General features: G+C 41.4%; 28 protein-coding genes. 8 read left to right on the top strand and 20 right to left on the bottom strand.

Translation table 11 applies throughout. The features are described 5' to 3' along the window. Positions 1-54 precede the first annotated feature (54 nt). The 5 genes from IPH70_00245 to IPH70_00225 form a co-directional block, all read right to left on the bottom strand. Entirely contained in the window at positions 55-1,020 is a 966-nt protein-coding gene (locus tag IPH70_00245; protein ID QQR63959.1) for a thymidylate synthase, read from the bottom strand. A 24-nt stretch (positions 1,021-1,044) separates the two neighbouring features. Continuing rightward, the gene (locus tag IPH70_00240; GenBank protein ID QQR63958.1) at positions 1,045-1,584 is read right to left on the bottom strand and encodes a hypothetical protein; all 540 of its coding nucleotides are present in this window, start codon (positions 1,582-1,584) and stop codon (positions 1,045-1,047) included. Between the two features lie 100 nt (positions 1,585-1,684). Next, positions 1,685-2,290 carry an HD domain-containing protein gene (locus tag IPH70_00235; GenBank protein ID QQR63957.1) on the bottom strand — a complete coding sequence of 202 codons (606 nt, stop codon included), beginning with the start codon at positions 2,288-2,290 and terminating at the stop codon, positions 1,685-1,687. 12 nt (positions 2,291-2,302) lie between these two features. Continuing rightward, positions 2,303-3,070 carry a hypothetical protein gene (locus IPH70_00230; GenBank protein QQR63956.1) on the bottom strand — a complete coding sequence of 256 codons (768 nt, stop codon included), beginning with the start codon at positions 3,068-3,070 and terminating at the stop codon, positions 2,303-2,305. An 8-nt stretch (positions 3,071-3,078) separates the two neighbouring features. Continuing rightward, entirely contained in the window at positions 3,079-4,254 is a 1,176-nt protein-coding gene (locus IPH70_00225; GenBank protein ID QQR63955.1) for a hypothetical protein, read from the bottom strand. Between the two features lie 16 nt (positions 4,255-4,270). On the opposite strand from IPH70_00225, the gene IPH70_00220 reads away from it, so the two are divergent. Further along, a complete protein-coding gene (locus tag IPH70_00220) occupies positions 4,271-5,335 on the top strand; it encodes a glycosyltransferase (GenBank protein QQR63954.1) in 1,065 nt (354 codons plus the stop codon). On the opposite strand, the gene IPH70_00215 is transcribed toward IPH70_00220, so the two are convergent. Beyond that, complete coding sequence (locus IPH70_00215; protein ID QQR63953.1) at positions 5,238-6,071, bottom strand: TatD family hydrolase; 834 nt, start codon at positions 6,069-6,071, stop codon at positions 5,238-5,240. The genes IPH70_00220 and IPH70_00215 overlap by 98 nt on opposite strands. 73 nt (positions 6,072-6,144) lie before the next feature. On the opposite strand from IPH70_00215, the gene IPH70_00210 reads away from it, so the two are divergent. From IPH70_00210 to IPH70_00200, 3 genes are read left to right on the top strand one after another with little or no spacing between them, the layout of a single operon-like run. After that, positions 6,145-6,594: a chromate transporter gene (locus IPH70_00210; protein ID QQR63952.1), complete on the top strand. Its 450-nt coding sequence runs from the start codon at positions 6,145-6,147 to the stop codon at positions 6,592-6,594. 59 nt (positions 6,595-6,653) lie between these two features. Beyond that, positions 6,654-7,814: a tRNA guanosine(34) transglycosylase Tgt gene (gene tgt / locus IPH70_00205; GenBank protein QQR63951.1), complete on the top strand. Its 1,161-nt coding sequence runs from the start codon at positions 6,654-6,656 to the stop codon at positions 7,812-7,814. 38 nt (positions 7,815-7,852) lie between these two features. Continuing rightward, on the top strand, positions 7,853-8,584 hold the full coding sequence (locus IPH70_00200; protein QQR63950.1) for a VIT1/CCC1 transporter family protein: 732 nt from the start codon (positions 7,853-7,855) through the stop codon (positions 8,582-8,584). Between the two features lies 1 nt (position 8,585). Here the strand turns inward: IPH70_00200 and IPH70_00195 are convergent, their stop codons facing one another. Next, on the bottom strand, positions 8,586-9,437 hold the full coding sequence (locus IPH70_00195; protein ID QQR63949.1) for a methionyl-tRNA formyltransferase: 852 nt from the start codon (positions 9,435-9,437) through the stop codon (positions 8,586-8,588). 19 nt (positions 9,438-9,456) lie between these two features. On the opposite strand from IPH70_00195, the gene IPH70_00190 reads away from it, so the two are divergent. Beyond that, positions 9,457-9,894: an RpiB/LacA/LacB family sugar-phosphate isomerase gene (locus IPH70_00190; protein ID QQR63948.1), complete on the top strand. Its 438-nt coding sequence runs from the start codon at positions 9,457-9,459 to the stop codon at positions 9,892-9,894. Between the two features lie 3 nt (positions 9,895-9,897). Here IPH70_00190 and murD read toward each other — a convergent pair whose 3' ends face one another. From murD to dprA, 3 genes are read right to left on the bottom strand one after another with little or no spacing between them, the layout of a single operon-like run. Continuing rightward, positions 9,898-12,405, bottom strand: coding sequence for a UDP-N-acetylmuramoyl-L-alanine--D-glutamate ligase (gene murD, locus IPH70_00185; GenBank protein ID QQR63947.1), 2,508 nt, complete (start codon positions 12,403-12,405; stop codon positions 9,898-9,900). Positions 12,406-12,414: 9 nt separating this feature from the next. After that, positions 12,415-12,819 (bottom strand): ribonuclease HI family protein, encoded by a 405-nt coding sequence (locus tag IPH70_00180; GenBank protein ID QQR63946.1) that lies wholly within the window; start codon positions 12,817-12,819, stop codon positions 12,415-12,417. Positions 12,820-12,840: 21 nt separating this feature from the next. Then, on the bottom strand, positions 12,841-13,932 hold the full coding sequence (gene dprA / locus IPH70_00175; GenBank protein ID QQR63945.1) for a DNA-protecting protein DprA: 1,092 nt from the start codon (positions 13,930-13,932) through the stop codon (positions 12,841-12,843). A gap of 43 nt (positions 13,933-13,975) precedes the next feature. On the opposite strand from dprA, the gene IPH70_00170 reads away from it, so the two are divergent. Both IPH70_00170 and IPH70_00165 read left to right on the top strand, forming a co-directional pair. Next, the gene (locus IPH70_00170) at positions 13,976-14,659 is read left to right on the top strand and encodes a hypothetical protein (GenBank protein ID QQR63944.1); all 684 of its coding nucleotides are present in this window, start codon (positions 13,976-13,978) and stop codon (positions 14,657-14,659) included. Next, positions 14,631-15,383, top strand: coding sequence for a coenzyme F420-0:L-glutamate ligase (locus IPH70_00165; GenBank protein ID QQR63943.1), 753 nt, complete (start codon positions 14,631-14,633; stop codon positions 15,381-15,383). Before IPH70_00170 ends, IPH70_00165 begins: the two co-directional genes overlap by 29 nt. On the opposite strand, the gene IPH70_00160 is transcribed toward IPH70_00165, so the two are convergent. From IPH70_00160 to IPH70_00115, 10 genes are all read right to left on the bottom strand, one after another. Next, complete coding sequence (locus tag IPH70_00160) at positions 15,360-17,090, bottom strand: hypothetical protein (GenBank protein QQR63942.1); 1,731 nt, start codon at positions 17,088-17,090, stop codon at positions 15,360-15,362. The genes IPH70_00165 and IPH70_00160 overlap by 24 nt on opposite strands. A gap of 105 nt (positions 17,091-17,195) precedes the next feature. Further along, positions 17,196-17,684 carry a prepilin-type N-terminal cleavage/methylation domain-containing protein gene (locus IPH70_00155; protein ID QQR63941.1) on the bottom strand — a complete coding sequence of 163 codons (489 nt, stop codon included), beginning with the start codon at positions 17,682-17,684 and terminating at the stop codon, positions 17,196-17,198. Positions 17,685-17,764: 80 nt separating this feature from the next. Then, positions 17,765-18,805 carry a hypothetical protein gene (locus IPH70_00150; protein QQR63940.1) on the bottom strand — a complete coding sequence of 347 codons (1,041 nt, stop codon included), beginning with the start codon at positions 18,803-18,805 and terminating at the stop codon, positions 17,765-17,767. A 5-nt stretch (positions 18,806-18,810) separates the two neighbouring features. Beyond that, complete coding sequence (locus IPH70_00145; protein QQR63939.1) at positions 18,811-19,245, bottom strand: hypothetical protein; 435 nt, start codon at positions 19,243-19,245, stop codon at positions 18,811-18,813. A gap of 43 nt (positions 19,246-19,288) precedes the next feature. After that, on the bottom strand, positions 19,289-19,756 hold the full coding sequence (locus IPH70_00140) for a hypothetical protein (protein ID QQR63938.1): 468 nt from the start codon (positions 19,754-19,756) through the stop codon (positions 19,289-19,291). A 107-nt stretch (positions 19,757-19,863) separates the two neighbouring features. Beyond that, a complete protein-coding gene (locus IPH70_00135; GenBank protein QQR63937.1) occupies positions 19,864-22,848 on the bottom strand; it encodes a hypothetical protein in 2,985 nt (994 codons plus the stop codon). A gap of 25 nt (positions 22,849-22,873) precedes the next feature. Beyond that, positions 22,874-23,419: a type II secretion system protein gene (locus IPH70_00130; protein QQR63936.1), complete on the bottom strand. Its 546-nt coding sequence runs from the start codon at positions 23,417-23,419 to the stop codon at positions 22,874-22,876. After that, on the bottom strand, positions 23,406-24,791 hold the full coding sequence (locus IPH70_00125) for a GAF domain-containing sensor histidine kinase (protein ID QQR63935.1): 1,386 nt from the start codon (positions 24,789-24,791) through the stop codon (positions 23,406-23,408). The genes IPH70_00130 and IPH70_00125 overlap by 14 nt, the downstream gene beginning before the upstream one ends. A gap of 59 nt (positions 24,792-24,850) precedes the next feature. After that, positions 24,851-25,138, bottom strand: coding sequence for a hypothetical protein (locus IPH70_00120; GenBank protein ID QQR63934.1), 288 nt, complete (start codon positions 25,136-25,138; stop codon positions 24,851-24,853). Between the two features lies 1 nt (position 25,139). After that, positions 25,140-25,952, bottom strand: coding sequence for a hypothetical protein (locus IPH70_00115; protein QQR63933.1), 813 nt, complete (start codon positions 25,950-25,952; stop codon positions 25,140-25,142). A gap of 57 nt (positions 25,953-26,009) precedes the next feature. Between IPH70_00115 and IPH70_00110 the strand changes: the two genes are divergently transcribed. Continuing rightward, on the top strand, positions 26,010-26,906 hold the full coding sequence (locus IPH70_00110) for a DMT family transporter (GenBank protein ID QQR63932.1): 897 nt from the start codon (positions 26,010-26,012) through the stop codon (positions 26,904-26,906). The last annotated feature ends 1 nt before the right edge of the window (position 26,907 follow it).

The raw sequence follows: 26,907 nt of genomic DNA, 5'->3' as shown, positions 1-26,907 counted from the left end.
AATCAAATATAAGTTTTTAATATTTCAAGCTGAATAAAAAATTCGAAATAAAAACTAAGAGCTACTCGTATGCTTCCCTTCAAATAGTCCTCCGGCAACGGTGAGCTCTGCTTTAATGGGTGGGTGGGCTTGATAGTCCTCAAGTATAACCATCTCGGGCCTAAACGAACTTAATGTCACATTCTTACCTTTGATGCTTAGCTTCGGGAATGGCATAGGTTTTCTTTTTAACTGCTCCTTCACCGCATCAAAATGATTCTCATATATATGCACATCTCCAAAAGTGTGCACGAACTCACCTGGTTCACGTCCAAGAATCTTTGCGATTATTACTGTTAATAGCGCGTAACTCGCAATGTTAAAAGGAACACCAAGAAAAATATCGGCACTACGTTGATAAAGTTGAAGACAGACCTTTTCATTTTTTATGTTTACCTGATACATATTGTGACAGATTGGAAATCTTGCTCCTTTACCGGGTTTTGCCATTGTGTAAAGATATTCTGGATTCCAGGAGTTAACGAGAGTGTTATGGGCATTCGGATCCTCTTGTAGCTCCTTTATGACCCAAGCTAACTGGTCTACAGATCTACCATCCTTCGCTGGCCATCTTCTCCACATCTCGCCGTATATGTGGGGTAGCTCTCCCCAGCTCTTTGCAAACTTCTTATCAGTCGCAATCTTTTGAATAAACTCGTCTTTTGTTAATGAGGTGTTTTTATTTTTCGATTTATATATTTTATAAGGATAGTCGTCCCATATATGTACATTGTTGTCGACCAGATACTTAATGTTTGACTGCCCAGATAAAAACCAGTACAGCTCGTGAAGCACTCCCTTCCAGTAGACTTTTTTTGTTGTAAGAAGAGGGAAGTCCTTCGTTAAGTCGAAGCGAATCTGCCGTCCAAAAACGCTGTAAGTCTTGACACTAGTCCCACGGTCAGTTTGCTCTTCACCATTGTCCAAAATGTCCTGAAGTAGATTTAAATACTGATATTCTGGGTTTGTCTGGAGCTTCATACGTTATACATTATACGAAATACCTTATACCTGCGTTTCCTTCTTGTCAGTCGTCACTCTTCCACCTTGCCACTGACCGCGGTACATAGAGCCACCACCATCCACCCATTGAAATTGGGCGTGAATGATGCGGCAACCCGGCTCCAACGTAATAGCAACTGGCCCTTCACTCTTTACGGCAAAGGTAAGCTTGCCTTTGTAACCCGGCGCTACATTTCCAGATCTTATAAATAGTCCGCTTCGAAAGGTTGTGGTCCTTGGCTTAAAGTTGACCGTAATATCCTGAGGAAGATTAACTTCCTCGATAGTAGTCATTAAATAAAAGGCTCCTGGAAGAATAGTGACCGACTGTTTTTTTCCTTTTATATACCCTAGAAGCTTCTTTATAGTTGGCGTCTGCCTTTCCTTCACACCAAGAAATGCATTGCCCTCGATCTCAAACAATTCGTTGAATCGTAGATCAAATCCAGCACCCTCTGGATTAGTAAGCTCTCGCTTGTCAAGATTTTTGACAAGTTTTTTTTCCTTAACTAGTTTTAGTAATATCTTTGGTCCGATAACCATATATTTAATTCTTAATTTTTATTTTTTAGTTTTTATTCAAGTTTTAATTTTTAATTACAAATTTTTAATTGGTTAAGAACTAAGTACTAAGAACTAGAAATTACTTTTGCTTTTTAGTGGACCAGTCTCCTGCAACTAATCGATTTCTCCCGTTAATATGCCAGTCATGTGGATTTGAAGTATGAATTTCTTTCCACAGACGCTTTGCGGTCTTAGTAAACAAACGCTTATATACCGCAGTTCGTGTTGGCCGCCACTTAGTATATAACTGTTTATCTCTACCCGCATAATCTCTGAGTTCCATATCTACATCAAGGTTGTCTGCATCCTTTACAATCTTCGACTCAATGCTTTTTCTCTCCTCATACTCCTTCCACAGTGCCTTAAACTCGTCCTTCAGAGCCGTGCCTTCGAGCATATCATCGATCGCTAGCTCCTCGTCGATCTTCACATACTGTCTAGACACATAATGTGGATCGCCCGTTCTACTCTCGGTTATATCGTGAACTAAGACCATCTTCAAAATCTTACCCGTGTCCTTTACCTTCTCGTGCTTTGCAATTACGAGAGCGATCCATGCCATACGAAACATGTGCTCAGAAATACTTGCAACATCCGATCTCAAAAACTGGATCCATGAGCGTTTTATAAATCTCAGGGTACCAATTTCGTTCAAAAATTCTAGATCTCTATCTCTTCTTTTCATTCAGGAGCGATTCTATGCTACTTTTCCTGCCTTTTCAACCTTAAACGAAGATCTTGTTTTGAAAGTGACATTAAAAATGGGTAGTCCGTTCGCAAGCGCCTTAGCAGTGAGCATCAGATGTTTTCCATGAGTCTCGTCGAGTGCCTTATGTAAGTACTTCACTGTTTGTCCCGCATGAAGTTGTACCGCCTTTGTTTTCACGAGAACTTTTGCTAATTCTTTATGCCTGCTATTAATGAGGGACAGATGAACAATAAATAATTGTTTACCCTTAAATTGGGGGTATACCCCATAGTTCCCATTGATGGTCAAGACCGCTCCTTCTTTATGGTCTCCATTTAACTTTACTTGGATAAACTTATGTTTTGACAGTGCTTCTTTGCAACACTTTTTTATAAAAGTGACCTGACTCGTCTTCAATCCATAAAGTTTTGGATTCAAACTCTTCAGCTTAATATGACCACAACCACCCGCGATTTTCTTCTTTGGAGCATGTGAGTCTGTGTGGAAACGTATATTTTGCTTTCCGCCAACCACCTTACAGATAGCTTTCCACGACTTCATATAGTCGAGCTTTATCTTGTGTCTATTCGCAGTTGCAAACAAAATAGCGAGCTGTCCTGCATCGCCACCTGGAATAGCTAAAGCGGGGAGATCGGGAGCATTCTCATACCTTCCATCGATGCAACGGGATATGAATTTCTTTGAAGGTTTAATCGAATAGGTATTTTTTTTAATCCAGCTTCTTACCTCTGAGTGTTGTAGATGAGTTTTTGGCATAGTAAGTATTAGGATTGAAGTACGAAGGCTTTGGTAGTAACTGCAGATTTTGTTTCGGCTATGATCATGCTTCCACCTTCATTGAGCCAGTCTTGTGCCCATGGTCTTTTTACGAATTCATCTGCAAGTATTACGGACTCTGCCATCGCGCCTGTTTCAAATATGATGGTTCTCGTGTCTTTAAATGGAGAGTCTACATCATACGCTGAGACAGCATGTTCAACAGGGTAGGAAACCTGGTCGAGAATGAGTCCAGGATCGGTGACATGCAATTCTCCATTTCCCACTGCATTGGCGCTTGCCGGCGCCCCAACAACAAATACCGTATTTGGAGTATCAAAAAGATTTGCATATCTATTGCGGAGAGGCATAAGGGCCGTAGTAACAACAATAACGTCTGGGTTTTGTACTCTCTGAGTCTCTTTCAGTTCAGGGCGACTGGCAACAAACCGCCTATTACTTTCAAGCACCTCTCTGAATATTTCAGGAAGCTCCTCCGGATCAAACTGAAGAACATTTTCTGGAGTGATATATTCTGGGTTTTGTATATGATGACTTTGCAAAGTACTCGTCGTAACATATCTTCCACGATCATCTCGACCGCTAAACCAAACTGGAATAAACAATCCCGTTCTGTGATCGATCGCACCTAACATGATTGGCTTATAATGATCTTCTCCCTGTATGAGAAACTGCCGCATTACTTGATCCTTGAGTCGAAAAGCCTGAACGAAAGGATTCTCACTCGAAATATTCTGTCTTAGGTAATGGGCCACATCAGGGTCTGGGATACCGTCCATATTTGGTTCGTGATTATGCATAGTTCTAAATGCGTCCTGACCTCCACACCCATTAAAGAATCCTTGGTCTTCGGACTTAATCCCGTCGAAGTGTGGCGCAATAACAATAGCACCGACTCCATGATGTCGTATTGCATCTCCATATTCTGTTGGACTTACACTTGCAGCAATCGATCTATCAACCGCTGCAGCATCGAAGTTAAAAAGAGAAGGACCAGACCGAGCATCTGCACATAGTTTGAATAGAACTAGCTTACCATCATCTTTCGCAGATTTATAAGCTGCTATTCGCTCATTCGAAATAGGAGATTGATTTGAATCGATGAGTTGGTCCGGCGTAACTCGCAATGGTTCTCGTTGTATTGGTTGACTTTCTGCTGCCATATGAATATTTTAAGGAATGATTATATCAAAAATAGCTTCAAAATCAACAAGTGGTACAATGAAATACATGGACACCTTTATCTACGACCCAACAGCTACCGATTCCCAAAGCAAAGTACGAGGCATCGGAAGGTTTGTGCAGACACTGAAAGAGACCCTTCCTAAAGACGTTGTTTTTACCTCAGACACATCTAAAATCCCATACGACTCAGTATTTATTAATCCTTTTATAAACCTCGTTCAAACACCCGTAGTTAATAAGCGCCTTGCCAAAATACAGATTGGCGTAATCCACGATGTAATTCCCCTTCAATTTCCCAAACATTTCCCCATAGGAGTAAGGGGAGCGATAAATGTATGGAAAAATAAACGTTCTTTAAAAAATTACGACCTGATTGTAACCGACTCAGAAGTCAGTCAGAAAAACATCCTCAAACAGCTACCCCTTCGCAAGAACGGAGTCCGAGTAGTATTCCCCACACTGCCTAAAACCTTCTCCTCCCAGGCTACGGAAAATACTAAATACCAAATGCCAAATACCAAATACTTCATCTATGTCGGCGACGTTACCTGGAACAAGAATCTCGTAAATCTTGCTAAAGCAGTACAGATGGCGGATGCAACCTGTGTCTTTGTTGGGAAGACCTTCATAGACGAAGTTCCTCTAAACAGCTGGACAAAGGAGTTTCACGAATTTATGAACTTAGCGAAAAACGATAAAAGATTTATCTTCCCTGGATTTGTTTCTGACGAGGATCTGAAGATTTTATATAAAAACTCTGTAGCAAACATACTCGTTTCTCGAGAAGAAGGACTTGGATTTTCTTATGTTGAGGCCGCCTCTCAAAAGACGTCGTCAATATTATCCGATATAGATATCTTTCATGAAACCGCCGGAGACACAGCCATATTTGTGGACCCTGAGAATCCACGAAATATTGCTGATGTTCTTAAGAAGATTGTAACTGAGGAGAAAAAACTAGCTACGCTAGGCCAAAAAGCCTTTGAGCGTTGGCAGTCGTTATTTGAGCCAACTGATCGGTGGGCAGATCTTTTAACTTCGCTACAAACTCAGCAATAAGCCTGAGATTTGCTGGAACATTTGGCCCTCGTGTTTCTCTCGGCATTGATCTGAATGGTTCCGGACTTAAAAATGGAGCATCCGTCTCGAGTACAAGCATTTCTAATGGAACTTTCTTGATAAACTCTTGCTTTTGCTTGCTGTAAGTAACGTCACCATCAACTCCAATGTAGAGCTTGTGTTTCTTCGCAAACTCGAGAAGTTCATCGTCTGGCTCACAGCAGTGAAAAACCGTTCTTCCTTCAAGCTTGGAGTCCCAGACAGAGAGGAGCGTTTCTAAAAACTCTGTCTTCGACTCTCTATTGTGAAGAATCAAACTCTTGTCATGGCGCACTGCGAGCACAACCTGATGAGCGAATACTTCTCGTTGCGTTCGCATAAACTCATTAGTGATTTCATAGTCGCCATACTTGGTATTTTTGTAGTAATGTCTATCCAGTCCTACTTCACCAACAGCAACAACTTTTTTGTTCTCCAGTAACCGTTCTATATTTTCCAGATCAACTTTTAGTTTCTCGCTTTTGGCTTTCAACTCAAAGACATGATGTGGATGTATGCCAACGGCCACATATATATTTTCAAAAGAACCTGCAACCGAAATGGCTTTATCAGCAGTAGTTAAATCTGTACTGGGAATTAAGATTTGAGAGATCCCTGAGTTGAGGGCATCCTTAATAATCTGATCTACTTGGCCATCGAAGGCGCCGAAATTGAGGTGACAGTGAGTGTCGAACATAAAACCATTATACGGAACTCAGAACTATAAAATACTCTTGACAAGAATTAATGCTTAATTTACTATGATGCTAATGGCAACAGCGAATGCGTCTCTTTCAAATCTCGAAACTACCTTAAACGAATACTTTGTAAAAAAGGCCCCATTTCAGTTGCCCGAAGGTGTAAAAGAATTTATTGTGACCTTTGGACCTTGGTTCACTCTTGTAACTTTGGTTCTCGCACTGCCAGTACTTCTCGCAGCAATCGGTCTTGGAGCATTCTTAGCTCCATTTGCAGTTCTCGGTGGCGCAAATGCAGCAGCCTTTACCGTTGGAACAGTCTTCAGTCTTGCAACCCTAGTTCTTGAAGCATTGGCTTTACCCGGACTATTTAAGAGAAAGAAGTCTGGATGGAACATGCTGTTCTATTCTTCGCTCGTTTCAGTAGCAGGTTCTCTCGTAGCCTTAAACCTTGTTGGAGCAGTCCTAAATGCAGTCATCGGATGGTACTTCATCTTCCAGGTCCGATCGATGTATAAGTAACTTCGCCACTTTCGTATACCGTATTTCGTATCTCGTATAACGTATAATTATGTTTTCTTATGGCTACATCGAAGTTTTTTACCGTTCATCACAAGTCAAAAAAATCGAAAGCGCGCATTGGGACAATCCAAACCTCACATGGAGAGGTTCAAACGCCCACCTTTGTCCCCTGCGCTACCAAAGGAACCCTTAAAGGAATCCTTCCCGAACAAATTCCAAAGATGAATGTCCAACTCATGTTCGTGAATACCTACCACCTCGTAACCCACCCAGGATCAAGCATTATTAAAAATGCAGGAGGTATTCACAAATACTCAAAGCTCCCAACTCCACTTATGTCAGACTCTGGAGGCTTTCAGGTTTTTTCTCTTGGAAAAAATGAAAGAAGAACGGGAAAATTAAGAGGGGACACGAATGAGGAACCACTACTGGTAAAGATTTCAGAAGACGGTGTCAAGTTTAGATCGGTACACGACGGTGCTTTGATTGAGTTTACACCTGAGTCATCCATAAAGTTTCAACAGGAAATTGGCGCAGATCTAATGATGGCCTTTGATGAATGTACGTATCTTAACGCAACTCATGAGTATGCAAAAAAATCTGTGAATCGGACTCACGACTGGCTGCTTCGCTGCATAAAAGAAGTTGAAAGTTACAGGTTGCAGGTTACAGGTTCTAAGCAGTATTTATACGGCATAATTCAGGGCGGTCAGTTTGAGGATCTGCGCAAGGAATCTGCCAAATTTGTTACAAATCAGGCCGTAGACGGTATCGCAATTGGAGGAGTATCTGTGGGAGAAAGCAAAGAAGAGATGAGAAAGCAGGTAGAGTGGTGTTCTGAATTTTTACCGGACGATAAGCCTGTACACCTTCTTGGTATTGGTCAACTTGATGATATTAGGGATCTCGTAGTTCATGGAATAGATACTTTTGACTGCGTTGAGCCAACAAGAATTGCGAGACTCGGAAGAATCTATCAGTGGGATACTCATAAAACCGGGGAGATAGATATCCAGAAGGCAATATATAGAGACAATTTCGAGAAAATTGACCCCACCTGTGACTGCTGGGCTTGCTTAAATTTCACAAAATCGTACCTACACCATCTCTTCAAACAACGGGAGCTTTTAGGTTACACAATAGCGACATTTCATAACGTCTTCACAGTAGAGAGGTATATGAATTACCTAAGGGATCAGATCGCTCTAAACAAAATCTGACGCTTGCCCTGAGATTGTTGAAGGGTATAATTACATTTATGGTTAGCCCCCACCTCCAAAAACACCTCCAAGATGAGCATAAGTTGTCAGCTTTCTCAACTTATCTAAAGGAAATTGTGTACGGGGGAAGTGATGGCATCGTAACAACCTTTGCTGTAGTTGCAGGCTTTGCCGGCGCCCAACAGACATCAACTACCTACCCCGTCATAATCGTTTTATTATTCGGAATGGCGAATCTTGCTGCCGATGGGGCATCAATGGGGCTTAGTAATTTTCTCTCTCTAAGATCGGAGAAAGATCTTTATCGCATGGAACGCAATAAAGAAATGTATGAAATCAAGAATCATCCCGAGCTGGAAAGAGAGGAGTCGATTGAGATATTAATGAACAAAGGATTTGGTACTAAGGATGCTGAGCTAATAATTTCACTGTATGAAAAAAATCCTGAGTACTACGCCGACTTCATGATGAATCATGAACTCGAATTACCCGACCCTAGAGGCGAAAATCCCTTTCTTACTGGGCTCGCTACCTTCTTTGCATTTACTACCTTTGGCTTTATTCCACTCATACCTTATGTGTTTATGAGAACTCTACCAAATCTCTTCTTCAGCTCATGTCTCTTTACTCTCGTAGCTCTAACTCTGCTTGGTTTCCTGAGGTGGAAGATTACCAAGCATACAATTATAAGATCTGTTGGTGAGGTAGTTCTTTTAGGTAGTGTATCTGCTGTCTTTGCATTTTTTGTGGGAACATTTTTCAGAGCTTGATTTAAAGCACGTTAGGGTAGGCTCTGCAAAAAGTTACGTAGTCCATCTCATTCTTACCTTCTAGTTGAACTTTTTTTATCACGATCTTTTCGTCTTCCCAATGAATTTTCGTAATTTTTAGACGTTTTTTATCCGGTAGGAGAGTCCAGATACCCGGCCAAGGATATAAGCCTCTAAAAAGATTAAACAACTTTTTAGAGGAATTTCTAATTTCTAATTTCAAATTTCTGATATCGATATATCCATCTTGCTTTGTAAGCTTCTTGGTGAAGGTTGCCTTCGAGTGATCTTGCTCCCGAAGCTCTACTGCGTCCATATTTCCCGCATATTTCCCGAACAACTCCCCTAGCATCTCGAACGAAGTTTCTACAAGCCGCTCTGTAAGCTGATCTCTTCGTTGTAAAGGAAAAATATATGATTTTTTTTGAGAAATTATCGGTCCATGATCGAGTAAATTATCCATTTTAATAATAGTAACTCCAGTTTCAATGTCACCATTCAAAAGGGGCGTTGCAACAGGCGAAGAGCCTCTATATAGGGGTAAAAGTGAAGGATGCACATTCCAAAATCCGTATCGAGGTAGCGTCAGCATTTCTGATGGCAAAATCTCTCCATATGCAAAAAGTAAGGCTAAATCTGCTGATTTAAGGTCTGGATTTAATGCTAATTTATACTCCCCTGCCACTTTTTTAACCGGAGAAGGGGTCAAAATCTGTTTTCTACCAACCTTCTTATCTGGCTGAGTAACCACTCCAATAATTTCGATTGGTAAATTCTTATCCTCTACTAATTTTCTAAGTAACTCAGCGGAAAAATCCGGAGTTCCAAAATATACAATCTTTAACTTAACCATAGTGTATTATACTAACCGTATGACCATCTTCATAGGCGCCGACCATCGCGGTTTCGAGTTGAAAAATAAACTCATGGAGTATCTTCAGGAGAAGAATGTTCGTGTTGAGGATATGGGTAACTACAGTTTTGATCCACTCGATAACTTTCCTGAGTTTGGAAAAAAAGTAGCACTCGCCGTTGCCCAACAACCTGAAGAGTTTTTTGGCATTGCGGTATGTGGAGCAGGAATTGGCATGAGTGTAGCAGCTAATCGAATCAAAGGTGTTCGTGCAGGACTATGCGACTCTATAAAGCAGGTTGAACATGGTCGAACAAATGACCATATGAATGTGCTCTGTCTTGCCTCGGATTATCTTACTCTTGAAGAGGCTTTGTCTCTTGTGGATGTGTTTATCGACACCCCAATGAAGCAGGATGAGAAATATATCAGGCGCGCTAAAATGCTTGACGAATGAGTCTTATGTGGTTCTTCCCAACTCCTCTACCCACTTCTTAAACTCGTCCCCTTTTTCTTCGAAGTTCTTCCAAAGACGATAGCTTGGTGATGCTGTAGATAATAAACAAGTCGCGCCAGACTTTGTTTGTCGATATGCGAACGTGACCGCCTCCTTCATACTGTCAGTCTCTAAAATATTGAAGTCTTCTCTATCCTTTTCAAACATTCGCTTTCCCGTATCGGGGAACAAGACAAGATTTCGAACACCTTTTTCTTTCACAACCTTCTCCAACTGTGTGAAATCATACCCCCTATCAGTCCCTCCCAATAGAAGCGTGTCGACTTTGTCTAATGACTGAAGAGCGGCGATGGTCGCCTCAGGAATTACGGCAATTGCATCGTCATAAAACGTAATACCTTTAAGCGTTCCGATATTTTCGAGTCTGTGAGGAAGTGGGACATAGCTCTTTAGACCAGAGGCAATATCTTCATCGGAAACTCCTAGCGCACGACACACAGTTATGGCGGCGTGTATATTCTCGATATTATGAGGTCCTTTTAACTTTACCGAATTCTGATCAAATTGGAAATCAACATCATAAGGTTTTGAGTTCGCTCGAGTCTCCCTTGACCATTCTTTGAGCTCCGCGAAAGAGTTATTATAGATAAAAAGGTCATTATTGGTTTGGAACTTAATAATTCGTTTTTTTGCATCCACATATCTCTCAGAGCTGCCATGGTAATCAAGATGATCATTGTAAAGGGAGGTTACCACCGCAATATGTGGCGAAAAGTCGAGGTCGTCTAGCTGATAACTGGAAAGTTCAACAACATAAATGCGGTCTGTACTGCGCTGTTTCAAGAGTTCTTCAATGAGAGGTTCCCCAATATTCCCGAGAATCTTAATGTTTTTACCTGCTGTTTTAAGAATGTGTCCGATCAAGGTTGTAACGGTGCTCTTTCCTTTTGTTCCGGTAATTCCAACCACTACGTTCTTCGTAAGTGCAAAAAAAAGATTGGTACCGGTTGTTGAAGGAATCTTCACCTTTTCCTTCGGTACTCCTGGACTTCGTAATGCGATGTCAAACAGCTCTTGTTTGCTAAAATTATCCGGATGAGTTTTTTCATCAGCAATCTCTAACTTTACCTGAGGATATATCTGCCGCAGATATGCTTCAATAGCTCTACCCTCTTTCCCATACCCAACTATCAAGACATTTTTCATTCCACTAAAACGAAACTGATGAGGAATGGTGTCGCACATAACGGTGCGAAAAACGACATCCTTGTCTGCCTGAGATACCTCTATTGTTGGTTTGAGGTATTGATATATCTTTTCGTCTCCAAAGTGCTTTTCTGCCATCACAAACGCTACCTTAGCCTCCTCGAAGGTTCCAACACAGTCAAAGGGTTTCATCGTTCCGTTGCCAAGAACATCCTTAAAGAGTGGCAGTAAAGCTTCCTTCTCAAATAAATTCTGTCCAAAGACCGATACTATCTGTTCTGGATTCATAAATGCAGAACATAGGAGAAATACGAACACGCATTTTGGACACTCTCCACACCACAGCTGTTCAGTTGGTTTTTTAATACGAAATGCTCTGTTGCAACTAGTAAAACTGTGTAGATACTCTGGATATTTCATAAACTGTTCCACGATTCTTATCTCATAAAACGGCCTTAAAAGAGAAAAATATACAATATTCGGACTTAAAGATGATCGACAAAGGTCTTGAAACAAATGTTCATATTCAATTGATTTACTCCATTGATGATTAATCTCGGTTGACTCAAATAGGATGTTCCCAAAATTACTACTGTGCTCATTTCCCACCACTATATAGGAAAAGTGATAAAGTAATGCAAGAAGATAGCCAACCAACGAGTAGATGGCAGAAACCGGTACGTGACCATTATAAGAGTCTTGTATCGGACTGAATAATTGCTGGTCAAGGATTCGCTTTACCTGATATGCTGGTGACTTGGTTTTTTCAACCAAACTTTTATGCAGTGCAGTTTCCTGTTCGCCTCCAACAATAAAAACCGATGGAGCAAACCCTTGCTCCTTGAGTAATTCTAAAGCCACTATCGAGTCTTTCCCACCTCCAAGTCCAACTAATATATTGTCAGTGCTACTCTCTAATGTAAATGGTTCGCGCTTTATAGATTCATCGGATGGAAAGATTGGAGCTTTTTTCAAAGAAAGGTTGTTTCGGTAATAGAACTCACCGAGTCCTTTTTTATATAGTATTGTAAAAAAAGCAGCCTCTTCCGTACTTAAAACGTACGGAACGACGACGGTGTCCTGCACAAAAATCTTGAAGTAGCTTACCCCGATCGTAAGATGAAGATATTTGAGTACACGATCAAGAAGTTCTTGAGGTATGTTGAGTCTGCTCGGCTTATACGGAAGGATCAGCTTCTCAACGAAGGTACGTTTGACCCCATTATGTACAGATATGTAGTTGAACGAACATTCAAGAGTCTCGAGGTCTAAAGAATATGTTCCAAACTCAAATCTATCGTTCATAATTAGTTGTTACTTATTATTAACTAATGCATCGGCTATGGCATTCTGCTCTCTTGGAATGTTTATGTAGCTTATTGGTAGTCCTATTTCGCTCTCAAGCGATCTGATCTTAAGAATAAACTCTCGAATTCTTGATTCATTCACCTTAAAAAGACCCTTTACTTGATTCACCATGAGTCTCGAATCGCTATGAACCGCTATACTCTTATAGCCTAGAGCTTTTAGCTTAGAGCTTTTTAAGAGCTGCTCCAATGCGCGGATGAGCGCGGTGTACTCAGCCTCATTATTAGTTGCGGTTCCAATGTCTTCGCGGTAAGTCTCAACCTTGAGTCCATCTAGAAAGTAGGCAACGCCAACTGCGGCAGGACCTGGGTTACCTTTTGACCCACCGTCAGTAAATATTTGCAAAACCATGTCTAATTATACTCTGCCGACCTACTTAACGTAGTATTTCTCATCAGATCGACGCACCACCACTCCTTCGAGTTCAAGTCTCGAAAGAAGCGTCATTATGTGCTGAGCTGGGTATTGAAGCTCCTGTACTACCTCGTCAATAAGCCTAGGGTTCTTTTCTAAATAACTATATACTGCCAGTTCGTCCACAGATAACTTAAGTTCGGACCTTTCACTTTTTAAAACCTTCTGACCAAAAGCGTAATAATCTGCAATATCGTTTGTTGAGGTAACGATAATCGCTCCTTCTTTAATGAGAATGTTCGGAGCCTCTGATAAGGTCGTATTTATCTGTCCAGGTAATGCAAATACATCTTTCCCTTGCTCGGCGGCATACCGAGCGGTGATAAGCGCCCCAGAGGTCTTCGTTCCCTCAACGATCAACACCCCTCGAGACAGCCCGGATATTAACCTGTTTCTGGCTATAAACAACCCTGGGACAACCGTCTGATCTGGTGGAAATTCCGAAACAACTACTCCTCCGCCTGAAATAATCTTGTCATATATATGTCTATTCCCATACGGATACATAATATTAACTCCACAGCCAAGAAAGGCTATTGTATTTGCTCCAAACTCAAGCGTGGTTTCATGCGCGACAGCATCAACTCCATAAGCAAGACCCGAGACTATACAGATATTGGAGTTGCGACCGCAAAGATCCTGCACGATTTCCCTTGTTATTTTCAGTCCATATGGCGATGCCTTCCTAGTCCCAACTACTGCAAAATGAAATTGCCTCTCATCTGTAAAAAGTCGGCTATCTCCTTTTACATATAAGCAAATTGGAGCATCTGAAAGCTCTTTTAGCTGATTTGGATATCTGCTATCTTTACGACTCACAACCTCAATTTTCCTGTGCGCAAACTCCTCTTGTTTTTTTTGAGGATCAAAATCTTTTCGGAACTGTACAAACTTCCTACTCGTTTGTGCTCCCACAATTCCAGCCAGTACATCTTCCGATAGATTGTAGGCCTCTTCTATCTCGTATTTACTAAGTAGAGCATTGAACTTAATTGGTCCAATACCTAAAAAGTGAGAAAAACCGAGATAGTATGGAAGACTTGTGTCCATATATTTAGATATACACGAAATTAATATACGCTACAATGTAGAGATGCAGGTAATCCCATCTCTTGACGTATCTAATGTATCTGATTTAATCACACAGATTGAAAGACTTATTCCTTTTTATCAAAGATTTCAAATTGATTTTGCGGACGGAATATTTGTTGATTTCGCTACACCGCCCCTTATTTCCCTTCTCGAGACTATTACTCCTTTCAAAGATCTTAAGTTCGACTTTCACCTAATGACTGCGGACTATCAGAAAGCCTTGAACGAAATAAAGCCTTACAATAAAATAATAAAGATACCTACTATCTTCGTCCATCATGGCGCAACTCCGCCTCCTGACCTCTTTTTAGAGCCTCCTCAACCATATAACTATGGTTTAATTCTAAATCCAGATGATTCAATCGATACTATAGAACATGTTTACGACCTTCCGAGAATTGAGAATATTCAAATAATGAGCATTATTCCTGGACCTCAGGGAAACCCTTTCATACCTTTTACGATCAATAAAATTGATCAGCTGAGAGAACTTGGCTATAAGCATAATATTTTTCTAGATGGAGGAATTAACAAAGACTCGCTAGAGATTATTAAAAACAAGAAATATCACCCAGACTACATCTGCCCCGGAAGTTTTTTTTCAAGAGCCGAAAATGTCGAAGACCGTGTACAATATCTCACCGAGGTATTCAAAGATGAAAATAACCCCAATCAAAACTCATAAGATCACCGTAAAGGACTCCGATCTACTTAAGATTTTAGACAGATACGTACCAAAGCTAAAGGAAAGATCCATAGTTGCAATTACTTCAAAAATTATTTCAATCTGCGAAGGAGCGGTTGTTCCTAAGGGCAATCTTAAAAAACAATCGCTTGTTGAGAAAGAGGCTGATCTCTATCTTCCACTTGCTTCAAATAAATACGGTTTTCATCTGACGATAAAAAATGGAACAATGATTGCTTCGGCAGGTATTGACGAGTCAAATGGTAATGGTTTCTACGTTCTTTGGCCACGTAATATGCAGAAAACAGTAAACGGAATTCGTAGCCATCTTGTTCGTAAACATAAAGTTAAAAATTTAGGCGTGATAATTGTTGATAGTAAAACAACACCTCTGCGCTGGGGAACTGTAGGGACAACTCTCGCTTATAGTGGCTTCAGTGCTCTAAATAATTATGTCGGAAAGAAGGATCTTTTTAACTATCGAATGCGGGTAACTAGATCGAGTATATATGAAGGTCTAGGGGCTTCAACCGTTCTTGCCATGGGAGAAGGCGCCGAATCTACTCCTATAGCCATCGTTGAAGATACATCGTTTGTAAGGTACCAGCGCCGCAATCCAACTTCGGAGGAGTTAAAAAGTCTCTCAATCTCCATAGAAGATGACGTATTTGCGCCGATATTAACCAAGGCCAAATGGATCTCAGGGAAGAAAAAGACCAAGTAGTCGTGGGTTTTTAAGAACTTCGAATATATCTCTCCAACTGAAGGTGCCGTCAGGAAAGAAATCGAGCGGCAACATTGCCTTAATACTCGCAGTATTTAATCCTTTCTCAAAACGGACGAAGGTTTGCCTAGGAAGATAGTACTGTGACAGGATTACAACTCGGAACGTTCCTTTTAGGTATACATTTTTAACTTCGGGAACCTGTAGCTCTCCGTTTATTCGTCTTATTCCCTTCTGTTTAAATACAAGCTCTTCCTTATTATTAAATATTTGAAGTTCGAAATCTCGTTCTTTTTTTGCTCGAATTCTTGGAAATAAAGACGTCTTAATAACTAAACTGGGCAATGGTAAAACCCTAAACGACCACTTAACGCTCTTGAGAACCTCTCTGTCGTTCTTATACAGATTTAGTTCTGCTTGTCTTGCATGTCCTTGATCTGAGGTCTTCATGTATAGATCTATCTCCCGCTCATCTCCAGGCTTAATTCCGTCTAAGTTGCCAAAAAAATACTCAAGTCCTTCTTTCTTCTCTGGAATAGCGAACTTCATCGCATATCCATCTTTACTTGTCCAGACAGCCTGTCCATCATTGCGTAACTTCACAGTAAAGTGGTAGGTTGAGTCGGCTAGAAGATCGTTTGGAAGCGTCTGCTTAAGTTCGCCTTTTTGAACCTGATCTGGATCTCCCAAGATCTTATTCATTTCGGTAACAGCATGATAATGAGAATAAAACTCCTGGCTATTTGGTTTTTGCCATGAAAATTGAAGGAATGGATCACTTTGGTAGCTTAGAATAAAAGGTGTAACAGCTCTGACTCTAGGATCGGCCTTCCATATAGAAAATGCAGTTATAAATTTTTCATCAAGACCTGTAGGATCGGCTCCACTATGAATCCAACCGGTCTCAGTAATAAAAACTGGAAGCTCTTTCTTCACACCCAACTCCTTCAATAGTTCCAACTCCCACTCATATCCATGTATCGACAGCCTCCCAACCGCGCTTGGACTCCCACTGAATCCAGGATTTGGATATGAATGCGAACTTAGACCGTCTATTGACTCTTTCAACTCTGGCTTACTTATAAAGACTCTTCTTAAAAATTCGTACTCATCCATGTCCTCACCGTTGCTTGCGGCCGCGAGATCCAGCCCTCCAAGCATTGTAAAATACTCACTATTTGAGGTTTTTAAGGCTTTTATATACCTTAGGCTAATATCTGCAAACTCCTCAGGAGAAACCTCCCCTTCCCATTCCTGGCCGTGATTTGGTTCATTAAACAACGCTATATATCGGTCTTTTACTACCCAGTTTAATGAGTCTAAAAAATTCACCCAGTTACTAATTTCATCGGGTTTTGGACGTGCCCATGTACTTCCTATTGGTTTTGTAGCTAGTCGGACTATTGGTATGAGCCGCAATTCTCTCATTCGATCAAATGCTTCCTGCCATTTTTGCTTATTCCTATCATTTTCCTGAATTACGACGGTTGCATATCCCCAGTTACCTCCGTTTGTATTAACCAGCTTAGCTGCATTCTCAAGTTCTTCCCTACTTGGAGTTGCCACGTGAATGCCAAACATGTTATTTGTGCGCGACTGATCGAATGCATCGACCGCACTATTAAGTCCGAAGCAAGAAATAAAGACTAAAAATAACGTAATCCAAAACCTCTGTAGAAACATAGTTGCATAGTTACATGGCTCCATGGCCGTAATCACAATACAACCATACCAACAATGTCCGCTATGGACTTAATTATATAAAAAAATCCTCCGAACTCGTCGGAGGATTTTTAATTAACGTTGTTTGACTTATCTTGTGACCGAGATCACAGCCGCATTCTCTGCGCTTGGTGCTGCAACAGTGATTCTGTTGTTTGCATCGCGTGAGATGCTGTATCCAGTGTTCCATACTGGGGTTGCCGCTGCACAGTCAGCTGACTCGATACCATTTCCATCATTCAAAGTTGGATCGGTAGGTAGTGCCGAAATATATGTTGGCACTAACTGTGCGCAAAGTGCTGGAAAGTTCGTAGCATTTAAGGTTGTTGGCGTAGCAGCTACTAATGCTGTTACTTCTGCTGGCAACTGACCTTGGTTCTCAGCTACATATGCTCCGACAGCATTTAAGATCTGTGTAACCGCACTTCGTCGTGCCGTATTGTTCGCATTTGCAAACTGTCTTGCTGGGTTAATAGCAATAATCGTGATTGCTAGCAACACTGCCAAGATTCCAATAACTACTAAAAGCTCGATAAGGGTAAAACCCTTTTTGTTTAGGTTTGATCCATTTTTTATCATATACATCCATTAAAAAGAAAGTGCTGAACTTTGTCAAGGGGTAAATAAAGAGACAAAGATTTGGAAGATATTGACGGTCTTCATTTTAAACGAATCTCTACATCCCTACTAAGTCCGGTTACAACCTTCGTGGAGAATACTGGCTCAACTGTCTTGACGATGTTTATTATTTGTTCCTGGACCACGACTGGAATCGCTTGAGAGAAAACTAGCTGTGAAGACTCTAATACGATCGTGTTATCGACCAGCTCTTTCAAATCTGTTATTCCTAAATTTTTAAGTGAAGTTCGAAGCTGTGAAGACTTAGATGCAGCCTGGTCTGTGCGCATAAGATCAATTCTTAGCGTACTTATTATTGCGCTTGGAGACGCTACTATTGTAGGTTTTGCCAAAGACGGAAAAGGGTTGAGTACGACGGATGCTTGGGATGCCGGAATCGTTGGTTGTCTATTGGTAACGACCGCAACCCCAATAAGTACCGAAATTAGTCCACCAAACATGCTGAGCAATAATGGGAGTCGCTTCGGATGGCTTTTATCAGCGGCGTTTGCCGTAATATTTTTCAGTGGATTAATAGCCGGACCCGTGTCTAATAGATTATAGGCTTTTAGTGAGTCGGTCTGTCCGAGTACCGCCTTGGCTATCTGTGGATCGAGCGCAGATGAGATTGATACATTTGTAATTACCGTAGCTGGAAGAATTAAAGGAACCTCACACTTCCGTTTCTCAAGTGAGTGCTTAATGAGAATGATGAGGTCTTTATTGGCAACAATCACTCTTACAACTTTGTCCATATGCATCGTAGTTTTAGCTGTGGAATCGAAGGGAACATTATCTACAAATGATTTAATCGCCTCCTCCTTCTTAGGCTCCTCTATTCCTGAAAAATCTTTGATAAAAAGAAGTGACGGAGCAATAACTATATCAACGCGTGGGCCGTCGACTTTATGGACACTTAGAAATGACTCGAACTGTTTTATTAGAAGATCTCTGTTTAGGACCTCCATGTCCTTCATGACCGTTGTGGGAAAATCGAGATTAAGAATCTCTCCCGTTGCGCCTGAATACAACCAAAGTTTATTCTTGTCAATTAAAATGAGTGATACTTTTTTATCTGCCATACTGATTACTGCTCCTTCCAGGACGTTACACTAAGTATACCCGCACTGTCACTAGCAACAACCTGAATCTTTCTTTTAAATGATCCGTAAGTACCCGTAGAGATGATTGTTTTGGGATTTGTCCCGCTTACAGTAACAACCGCACTCCCGGATCCAACAGCTAAGGTTTCACCCGCATAGGAGGTATCGCGCAATAATCTTAGCAATGCGTTTTCCGCACCACTTTCGGCAACTGAATATGCTATATCTCCTACCTGAGTGCGTGTTGCTGCCGTCATATTTATAAACATATTGATAAGCGCGCTCGAGATCACAACAATAGCAATTGCGACAAAGGAAATAAGCATCACAAGAGCCTGCCCATGTTCGTATGCCGTATCTCGTATTTGGTATTTAGTACTAGGTAAGATCCTGTTTCTTTTTTGTTTTGTTTTTTTCATATGCTATACGTTATACCTGCCGGCAGGCAGGCGAAATACTAACCTACCGCAACGCAACTGCTGTCTGTACAATCGCTACTTCTAGGCCACTAGCTTTCCGCACCTTACCCGTTACGGTAAGAGCTATCTTAATAGAGTGTTTACCTCCGTTGTTTCCAAGGCGCTGAAATGAAAGGTTACTTATGTTTGTATTGTAACCGTTGAGCTGAACACCGTTTAGGGTTAGATTCGTTCCTGTTAATGTATAGGTGTTTGTAACTCCGTTAACCACAGCGGTCAACACGGACCCTTGAGCTCCAAGTGTGGCTGGCGTAGTAATCGAGGTAGCATTCTTGATGTCATACGTTAGACGTTGTAGCAAAAATCGCACATCCTGTGCCGTGTATGAAACAGCCTCGGATTCTCGCTTTATCTCAATCGTAGAGATAAAGAAATTAGACAAGACAATAAGAATAATTCCAAAAATACCCATGTAGATAATAATTTCGATGAGAGTTGTGCCTTTATTCATAGAGCGTGGAACATAGAACTTGCTGTGGCTGCGTTTATTGAAAAAGTGTTTGTTATTTTTGTCATAGTATTCTTAAGTTCCAAATTCTATGTTTCGAGTTCTAAGCTTTATGGTGAATAGTTAACGGTCATATCCTGAATCACAGCTGTCTGATTTTGATCGGTCGAGTCAAAAAAAGCCTTATATCTAAAACAACGACCAGGATTCTCATACCCCGATCCGTCATCATCAAGTAGAACGGGGCTTCCAGATGGGGTATAGTATGTGCTTGCCGTTCCATCAGGTCCGAGAAAATTAAAGCTCACTCCAGAACAACTTCCTGAGATGGGATCGGCAGTAGCAAATTGGTACTGCACGTTGGTCAACGCCGGAATTGTTGTCGTCGAAAAAAATCGGTTAAAGGTTGCATTAAATCCAGGATCAAAGGTTGGCGACTCAAAGGTTCCGTTTGCGTTGTACGTTCCATCCGGTCCTCCTTGAATAATCTTAAGCTCATTTAAGTTAGTATTGGCGACCATATATACAAAATTGTCATAATCAGCCTCTGAAACAGATGTGAGATCATTAAATCCTTGATCAAAGTTGAGACCCCCACAGTATGTTGGCGTTGCTTCTGTTTCACTATTAAGAACCTGGTACTCCTGAGCATCGGTTCCATTAGTGATCCCATCTTTACCGACCAATACGACTCTTTGACCATTTAGTACAGTCATCGATCTTCTTGGATACATCTCACCATCCGCACCGGCAGCGTTGTAATAGCCCGTTGCTGGACCTGTGCCATTATTCGCACCTGATAGGAAGGTTGGAGCTGTTTTGGTAGTCGTATTCAAAATGTAAAACTGTTTACTGTCAGCACCTCCGTTTGAAGAAACGTAGGCTCTAGTTCCATCCGACTTAGCAAAAACAGAGTTCGCTGCTTCTTCAGTCCCTGATGCGGTGTTAAAATCGAATGATCCCACTTTCTTCCATCCGCTGTTTCCACCGGAGGAACGCCCGCATGAACTACTACTAACTGCGGGACTGCTTGATGAATTGGGAACGTCGGTAGCATCGACTATATCGAATTCAGGATTTGTACCAGCACCAACGGCAGCATAAATATATGTCCTACCACCCGAATATACGGGAAAGACATCATTCGTTGCGTATAGCTCAATATTTCCTCCATCTGCGCAGGTGCTGGCATGGGCGGGAGTTGTCGTATCACTCCATGAAGTACCGGTCTCGCCCGATGCATATTTTCTATCGGTGCCATCGGCTGGCTTACATTCATAACCATCAACCTCAATCCTACATCCAACAACATCAAGTCCATTTGTTGGCGATTTACTGTCAATATTGCTCAGATCCATGACGTACAAATAGCCACCTGAGGCAACATAGCCTTTATCCTGCATAACGGTTAAGGAAGTAGCTCCATACCCAAATGGTGACTGATCGTTGGTTGGAGATGTTCCTCCGCTATAAGACACCTTTACACCTACATAATCGAGCGAAAAATCTCTTGAAATATTACTCGCTACATTAATTACTCGAACTCGAAAGTTGGCATTTGAGAATTGGGTATCGCTCCATGACCTACCCCATGTATCTGCCGATCCACCAAGGGTAAAGGTAGACGTTCCGGTGGCGAGTGTGCTCGTCGTCTTTGCCGTAGTCCAGTTAGATCCGCCATCCCAAGAAAGCTGGACACAGTGCTGAGGATTACCAGTACTGCTGTCAGCCTTCGAGTCGAGTCGCACCTCAACTCCTTGTATTGCAGCACCTGAAGGTATACTTAGGCTATAGTTGTAGTATCGGTGCCTATCTTTATCCGACCCAGTACAGCTCGTACCCGTTCCACTTCCACTATTAGTGTCCACCGCAAAGGAATTGTTGATCGAGTATGCCCGTGTAGGGTTTGATTCAAATCCATTTCCGTCTCCACCAGTATCTACGCTGTTTGCAGAGGGACTTCTCATCCCAGTATCGGTCGCGCTATATATGGTGGTATTAAAAAAAGTCCAGTATTTATAAATCTTGCTAACGGGATCTGCAAATTCACCAGATGCGTCGGTATCATTCGCTGCATTTCCATCGTCATACAGCACGGCAACGACTTCATGATCTGGAAGGTCTGTAGCGATGAGTGCATATTTTTTTCCACTGGAGGATGTGTATGTTTGCACATCATTGGTTTTGAAACTATTGGTCAGATCTATACCGGACGGTACGTAACCTGCATCACTGTACTTACTCGCGTCAAGAGTAAAGGTTCCACGAAGAGTTGACGATGGTGGATCTGTATTTGCCGTGACTCGAACATGAGCCATCTTTGCCGAGGTTGTAGCAAATGGTGCCACAACGGCAACCACATCATTCGGGTTATTCACCGATGCACTTGCGGTAGCAGATACGGCTACTGGCGGGCCATCAGGAAGATCAATCGTACCTGAAGAAAAAGCTGGGGAGCACCACTTCGCTTTGTTATTATTCGACATCTGAACCTCACCTCCGCTCGTATTCGTTGTAGCTGTATTTGTCTTGGTTCCCGTATCGAACTCTGCTTGTGTCGTTTGTATAAATGCTCCATTATCGAGATATCTAGTTAGATACAGGCTTGCTGTAATCGATGAGGATCTTGGTTGTGTCCAACTTACGATAACGTCTACCTTTTTTGTAGATGGATCAACCGAACCACCAGTGGTCACAATTGCTCCAGAAGCATTCCTCTGCACGCTACTAATCGTTATACTTCGAGTCAGGCCCGCGATAGTTTCCGTGCCCGATACAAGTGACCATGTTGATCCTGAAACTGCAGGATGATACATTCCGTCTGTGGAGACATTTACCCACCCACTCTCTCTAATTACCCTAACCGCTTCTTTTGCCTCTTGTAAAAAAGCTACGGCATTTATTCTTTGGCTTTGCTGTGCTTTTCCATCACGCGTAGAAAGAAACCCTTCAGACAAAGCCGGTATTAATAGAGCGAATAGTCCCATTACAAGAATCAGTTCAACGAGCATCTGACCCTTTTCGTATACCGCATTTCGTATTTGGTATACCGTATCCACTATTTGTTTTGACATTTTTTTTCGAGTTTTTTTCATACGATATACGTTATACGAGATACGTTTACTGAACGCTTTCCACAACTCCATATTGATTAAATCGTAGTGTTTTAGTGACGCTTCCTACTGAATCCTGCAAGACAACCGAGTTGTGGGATGCTGAATATCCTTGAATCGATCCACTCGATGTGGCAAAAATTATCTGCGAGCTTGGAAGATCAATCGTGCTAAATCTCAGATCAGGATGCAACGTAGTTGTGAAGTTTGTGCTGTTCCCGCCAGAGTACACTGTTCCTCTAAATGTAGTGTAGCTTGTAGATGTGAAGTAAAGTCCATAGCTATTTTGCACAGTTCCAGATCCTATATCTCCACTCATGCTTTTATTTTGCTGATTAGATATCTCTGCAAGTAATGTGTTTATCGTTGTCTCAGAGGTATTCTTGCGCTGTGGAGCAAATAGCGTATCGCTTCCCAAAAAGAACAGCCCTCCTATGATTACCATAACTACCAGAAGCTCTGGAATTGAGTACCCACTTCGCCAAATGAGTTTATTGATTTTTTTTAGCTCTAGTGAGGCGAGCTCTAATTTCGACCACTTATTTCGTCTCATGATATTGTTTTAGTGTAAAGCTAAATACCGATCCTTTGTTGGGTCCTTGTGACATTGCGCTTATAGACCCTCCATGCATATCTAAGATCGATTTACAGATGTATAGTCCAAGACCCGTACCTCCATTATCGCTCTTGTTCATCTGGTATGAAGTTTTAATGAAACCGAATTTTTGGAATAGCATTCCCTCATACTCCTTAGTAAATCCCATTCCCGTATCTACCACCTTCGTGGTTACCATATCTTCTCCAATCTCGAATTTGATAAGAATAGTGCCACCTTTTGACGTAAACTTCATAGAGTTTCCAACCAGATTAACTATCACCTCTCTAATTTTTTCACGATCTGCCATTACCTTTGGTAACGCTCGACTCTCCATCTGCAAGGTAAGTCCGAGTTGTTCAGCTCTTGTCTGAGTTTCGGACACAATTTCCTGAACAAGTGACGCCATATCGATGGGTTCGAGATTTATCACCACTCTTCCAGAGTCAATCCGAGAAGTATCAAGCATATCGTTTATGAGGTGGATTAATCGAACCGTAGATCCATACGCTCTATCAACATATAGTTTTTGCTTTTCGCTTAGAGCACCATTTTGAGCCTGCATTAACATCCAAAGATATGAACGAACAATTGTCATTGGCGTTCTAAGTTCATGAGACGCTATTGAAACAAACTCATCCTTTAATTTATCAAGCTGCTTGAGTTTTATGTTTGCCTCCTGAGTCTCTTTGTAAAGCAGCGCGTTATCAAGTGCGATACCAATTACGCCCGCAAGTCTCTCCATAACATCGCCTTTTAGTCGGGTGATTGCCTCTTCATCCTCACTAAGTAATATCATGAGCGCACCAAGCAGGTCATCTCTCACTATCATAGGAAAGACAATGGCTGTTTTTATATGCAGTGTAGATTGTATGAGGGAAGCATCGTTCATATCGGTCATTGGATGAAGTACGTCAAACAGATACTTGGTAACCTTCTTTTGTTTTTCATTAGTCGCCTTCACAATGAGATTATCCGCACTCTCAACTGCTACAAGGGCATTGTCTCTGAACAAATCTTTCAATTTTCTTTCTTGTTCTTGAATCTCTCCCGAAAGCCCTAATCCTATGTTTTCAAGTATCCCGTTTTGAAGTTTAAATATCCCCACACACCTAAACCCAATCTCCTGCACAATTAACTCTGTTACCTGCTCGCCAATCTGTTTTGGATCGGTGATAGTGCTAAGTACTATTTCATCGATTTTGCGTAGAAGTTGCAGAACTTTATTCTTCCCAGCAAGCTCGGCATTTTTTTTGTAGATCTCCTCATTGATGTGACTTAGATCACTGCCATTGCTCGGGGATGTAACAGTACCAGAAATTGTAGACATAAAAATCATTATGTCATATGTTGAACCCTATATGTTTCTCTGCAAAAAAATTAAGCAGTTTAGGGTAAGAGCAATGAAGGCCTTTGATCGGAGGGAATCTCGCCAATCAGCTCCTTGACCGCCTCTTTGCAGAACTCAACAGATGACTGTCCAAAAAGCTGTTTATACTGTTGGATAAGACCGTCGACAACGCTTTTTTCATCTCCGCTAATCTCCACTTCTTTCTGTTTCCAGTCGACATTAAGTCCTGAGACTTTTTGTGCTTGTTCAAGGGCGATCGGCCCGATGATACCTTCTTGGGCTTGAATTATGCGAATAATCAACTTTGAAAAGATGGTAGTACTCATATTATTTTTGTGCAAGTTTTTTTCCAAGAATATCAAACTCCATCAGAGCAAGCGACAACGCCACGTATGCTGCAAAATATACAAGATCATTAACCCCACCCGCATACCATGTCTGATATTGAGCTTGAAACAAAAACATGAAATCTGCGCAGTATTGGATAAACATAGCAAAGAGAATAAAAATTATTCTTGAGCGCACAATGCCACCTAATGAATGTCTGGAGAGTACATAAGTTAGGAGAGCTATAGAAACATAAATTGCCTCACCGAGTGGGTAACCAAAATCAAGAAAAAGTTTGAGAGGTTGAGAAGAATCTATCTGATAACCCTTTAGAAAAAACGCATAGGATGCTACCAACATGACAACTGGAATAATTATTGCAACGACCTTGTTACGTAATGTACGTACACTAACCTTAGCTCCTGAGGCATGGAGTAGATGCCATGTTCCGATGATGTAGAGTGGAATGCTGACAAAATAACCTAAATCTCCGATTGAAGGATATGGCACTTCCTGATGAAGATAGTAGATGTAATATGAGTACGACAGTTGCCCGAATTCCTGTGCAAATAGTCCTAGGGAAAATGCAGTAAGAGCTTTCCCCATAATACTTGAGAGGCCTCCCCACTTCTTTGCTGCAACAAGACCCCAGATTCCTCCCCAGATAGCAATAAGTCCGTATAAAGCCGCAAAGGACTGATGATATATGCTCCCTGGTTGCTCACCCATAGTTACGAGTGTCCACCATATGAGGAAACCCAAAAAGTAAAGTACCACAATCTGCGACTGCCAATGCTTGCGGACCAGATGCATATGTAGTTAGAATACTTGTTTATTGTTAGTCAAGCAAGAGGCTTGTATACTAGCTGAATGAATTGGTTATTCTTCGCACTTCTTGGACCTGCCATCTATGTAATTATTAACTTCATCGATAAATACATCATTAGTCGTAAAATTAAGGACTACTCGGCAATGCCAATCTTCGGATCTATCACAGGATTTGTCATTGGGTTATTATTTTGGGCTTTGTCCAACTACCCCATTCTCCAACCATTCGATGCTCTCATTCTCATATTGAGCGGTGTCTTTACCATTTGGGGGACTGTTTTTTATTTTAAAGCTCTGTCCTCAGAAGAAGCCAGTAATGTCGTCCTATTTTTTCAGGCTATCCCTCTGATGGTGCTTGTACTTTCTATTATTTTTCTTCATGAGTCACTCACTACCGTTCAGGGATTTGGTTTTTTAATAATTTTAGCGGCCACAACGTATGCTCTTAAAAAAACAGGTGGTGCACGATTCCGACTTAACAAAGCTCTAATACTCGTATTGATAGCTGATGCTTTTTGGGCCGTTGCGGCGGTCTTAGTTACACTTGCGATTAACGCCAACTCCTTCACCGAGATCTTAAGTTACGAAAGTTGGGGAATTGGAGTTGGAGGACTTATCCTTTACCTTTTTTTCCCAAAAAAAAGACGCGCCTTCCACAAAACTGTACAAACCGCTGGTCTTAAGATTATTTTTATTGTTTTTGTAAATGAAGTAATCTTCGTAATCGCAAAGTCAGTTACATATTACGCATATTCACTTGGTCCAACGGCGCAGGTCAGCGTTCTTGGAGGAACACAGGTGCTGTTCGGTGTCCTTTATGGTTGGTTTCTTACAAAAAAGTTTCCTAAAATATTTAAGGAGGATATCCGAAGGTCTACCTTAATCAAGAAGTTTATACTTGCCATTTTCACGGTGTTTGGCATTCTCCTCATTACCTAAA

It is taken from the genome of Candidatus Roizmanbacteria bacterium, assembly GCA_016699265.1.
Lineage (GTDB): Bacteria > Patescibacteriota > Microgenomatia > UBA1406 > GWC2-37-13 > CAZLQR01.
This window is presented reverse-complemented; position numbering and strand designations above follow the sequence as displayed.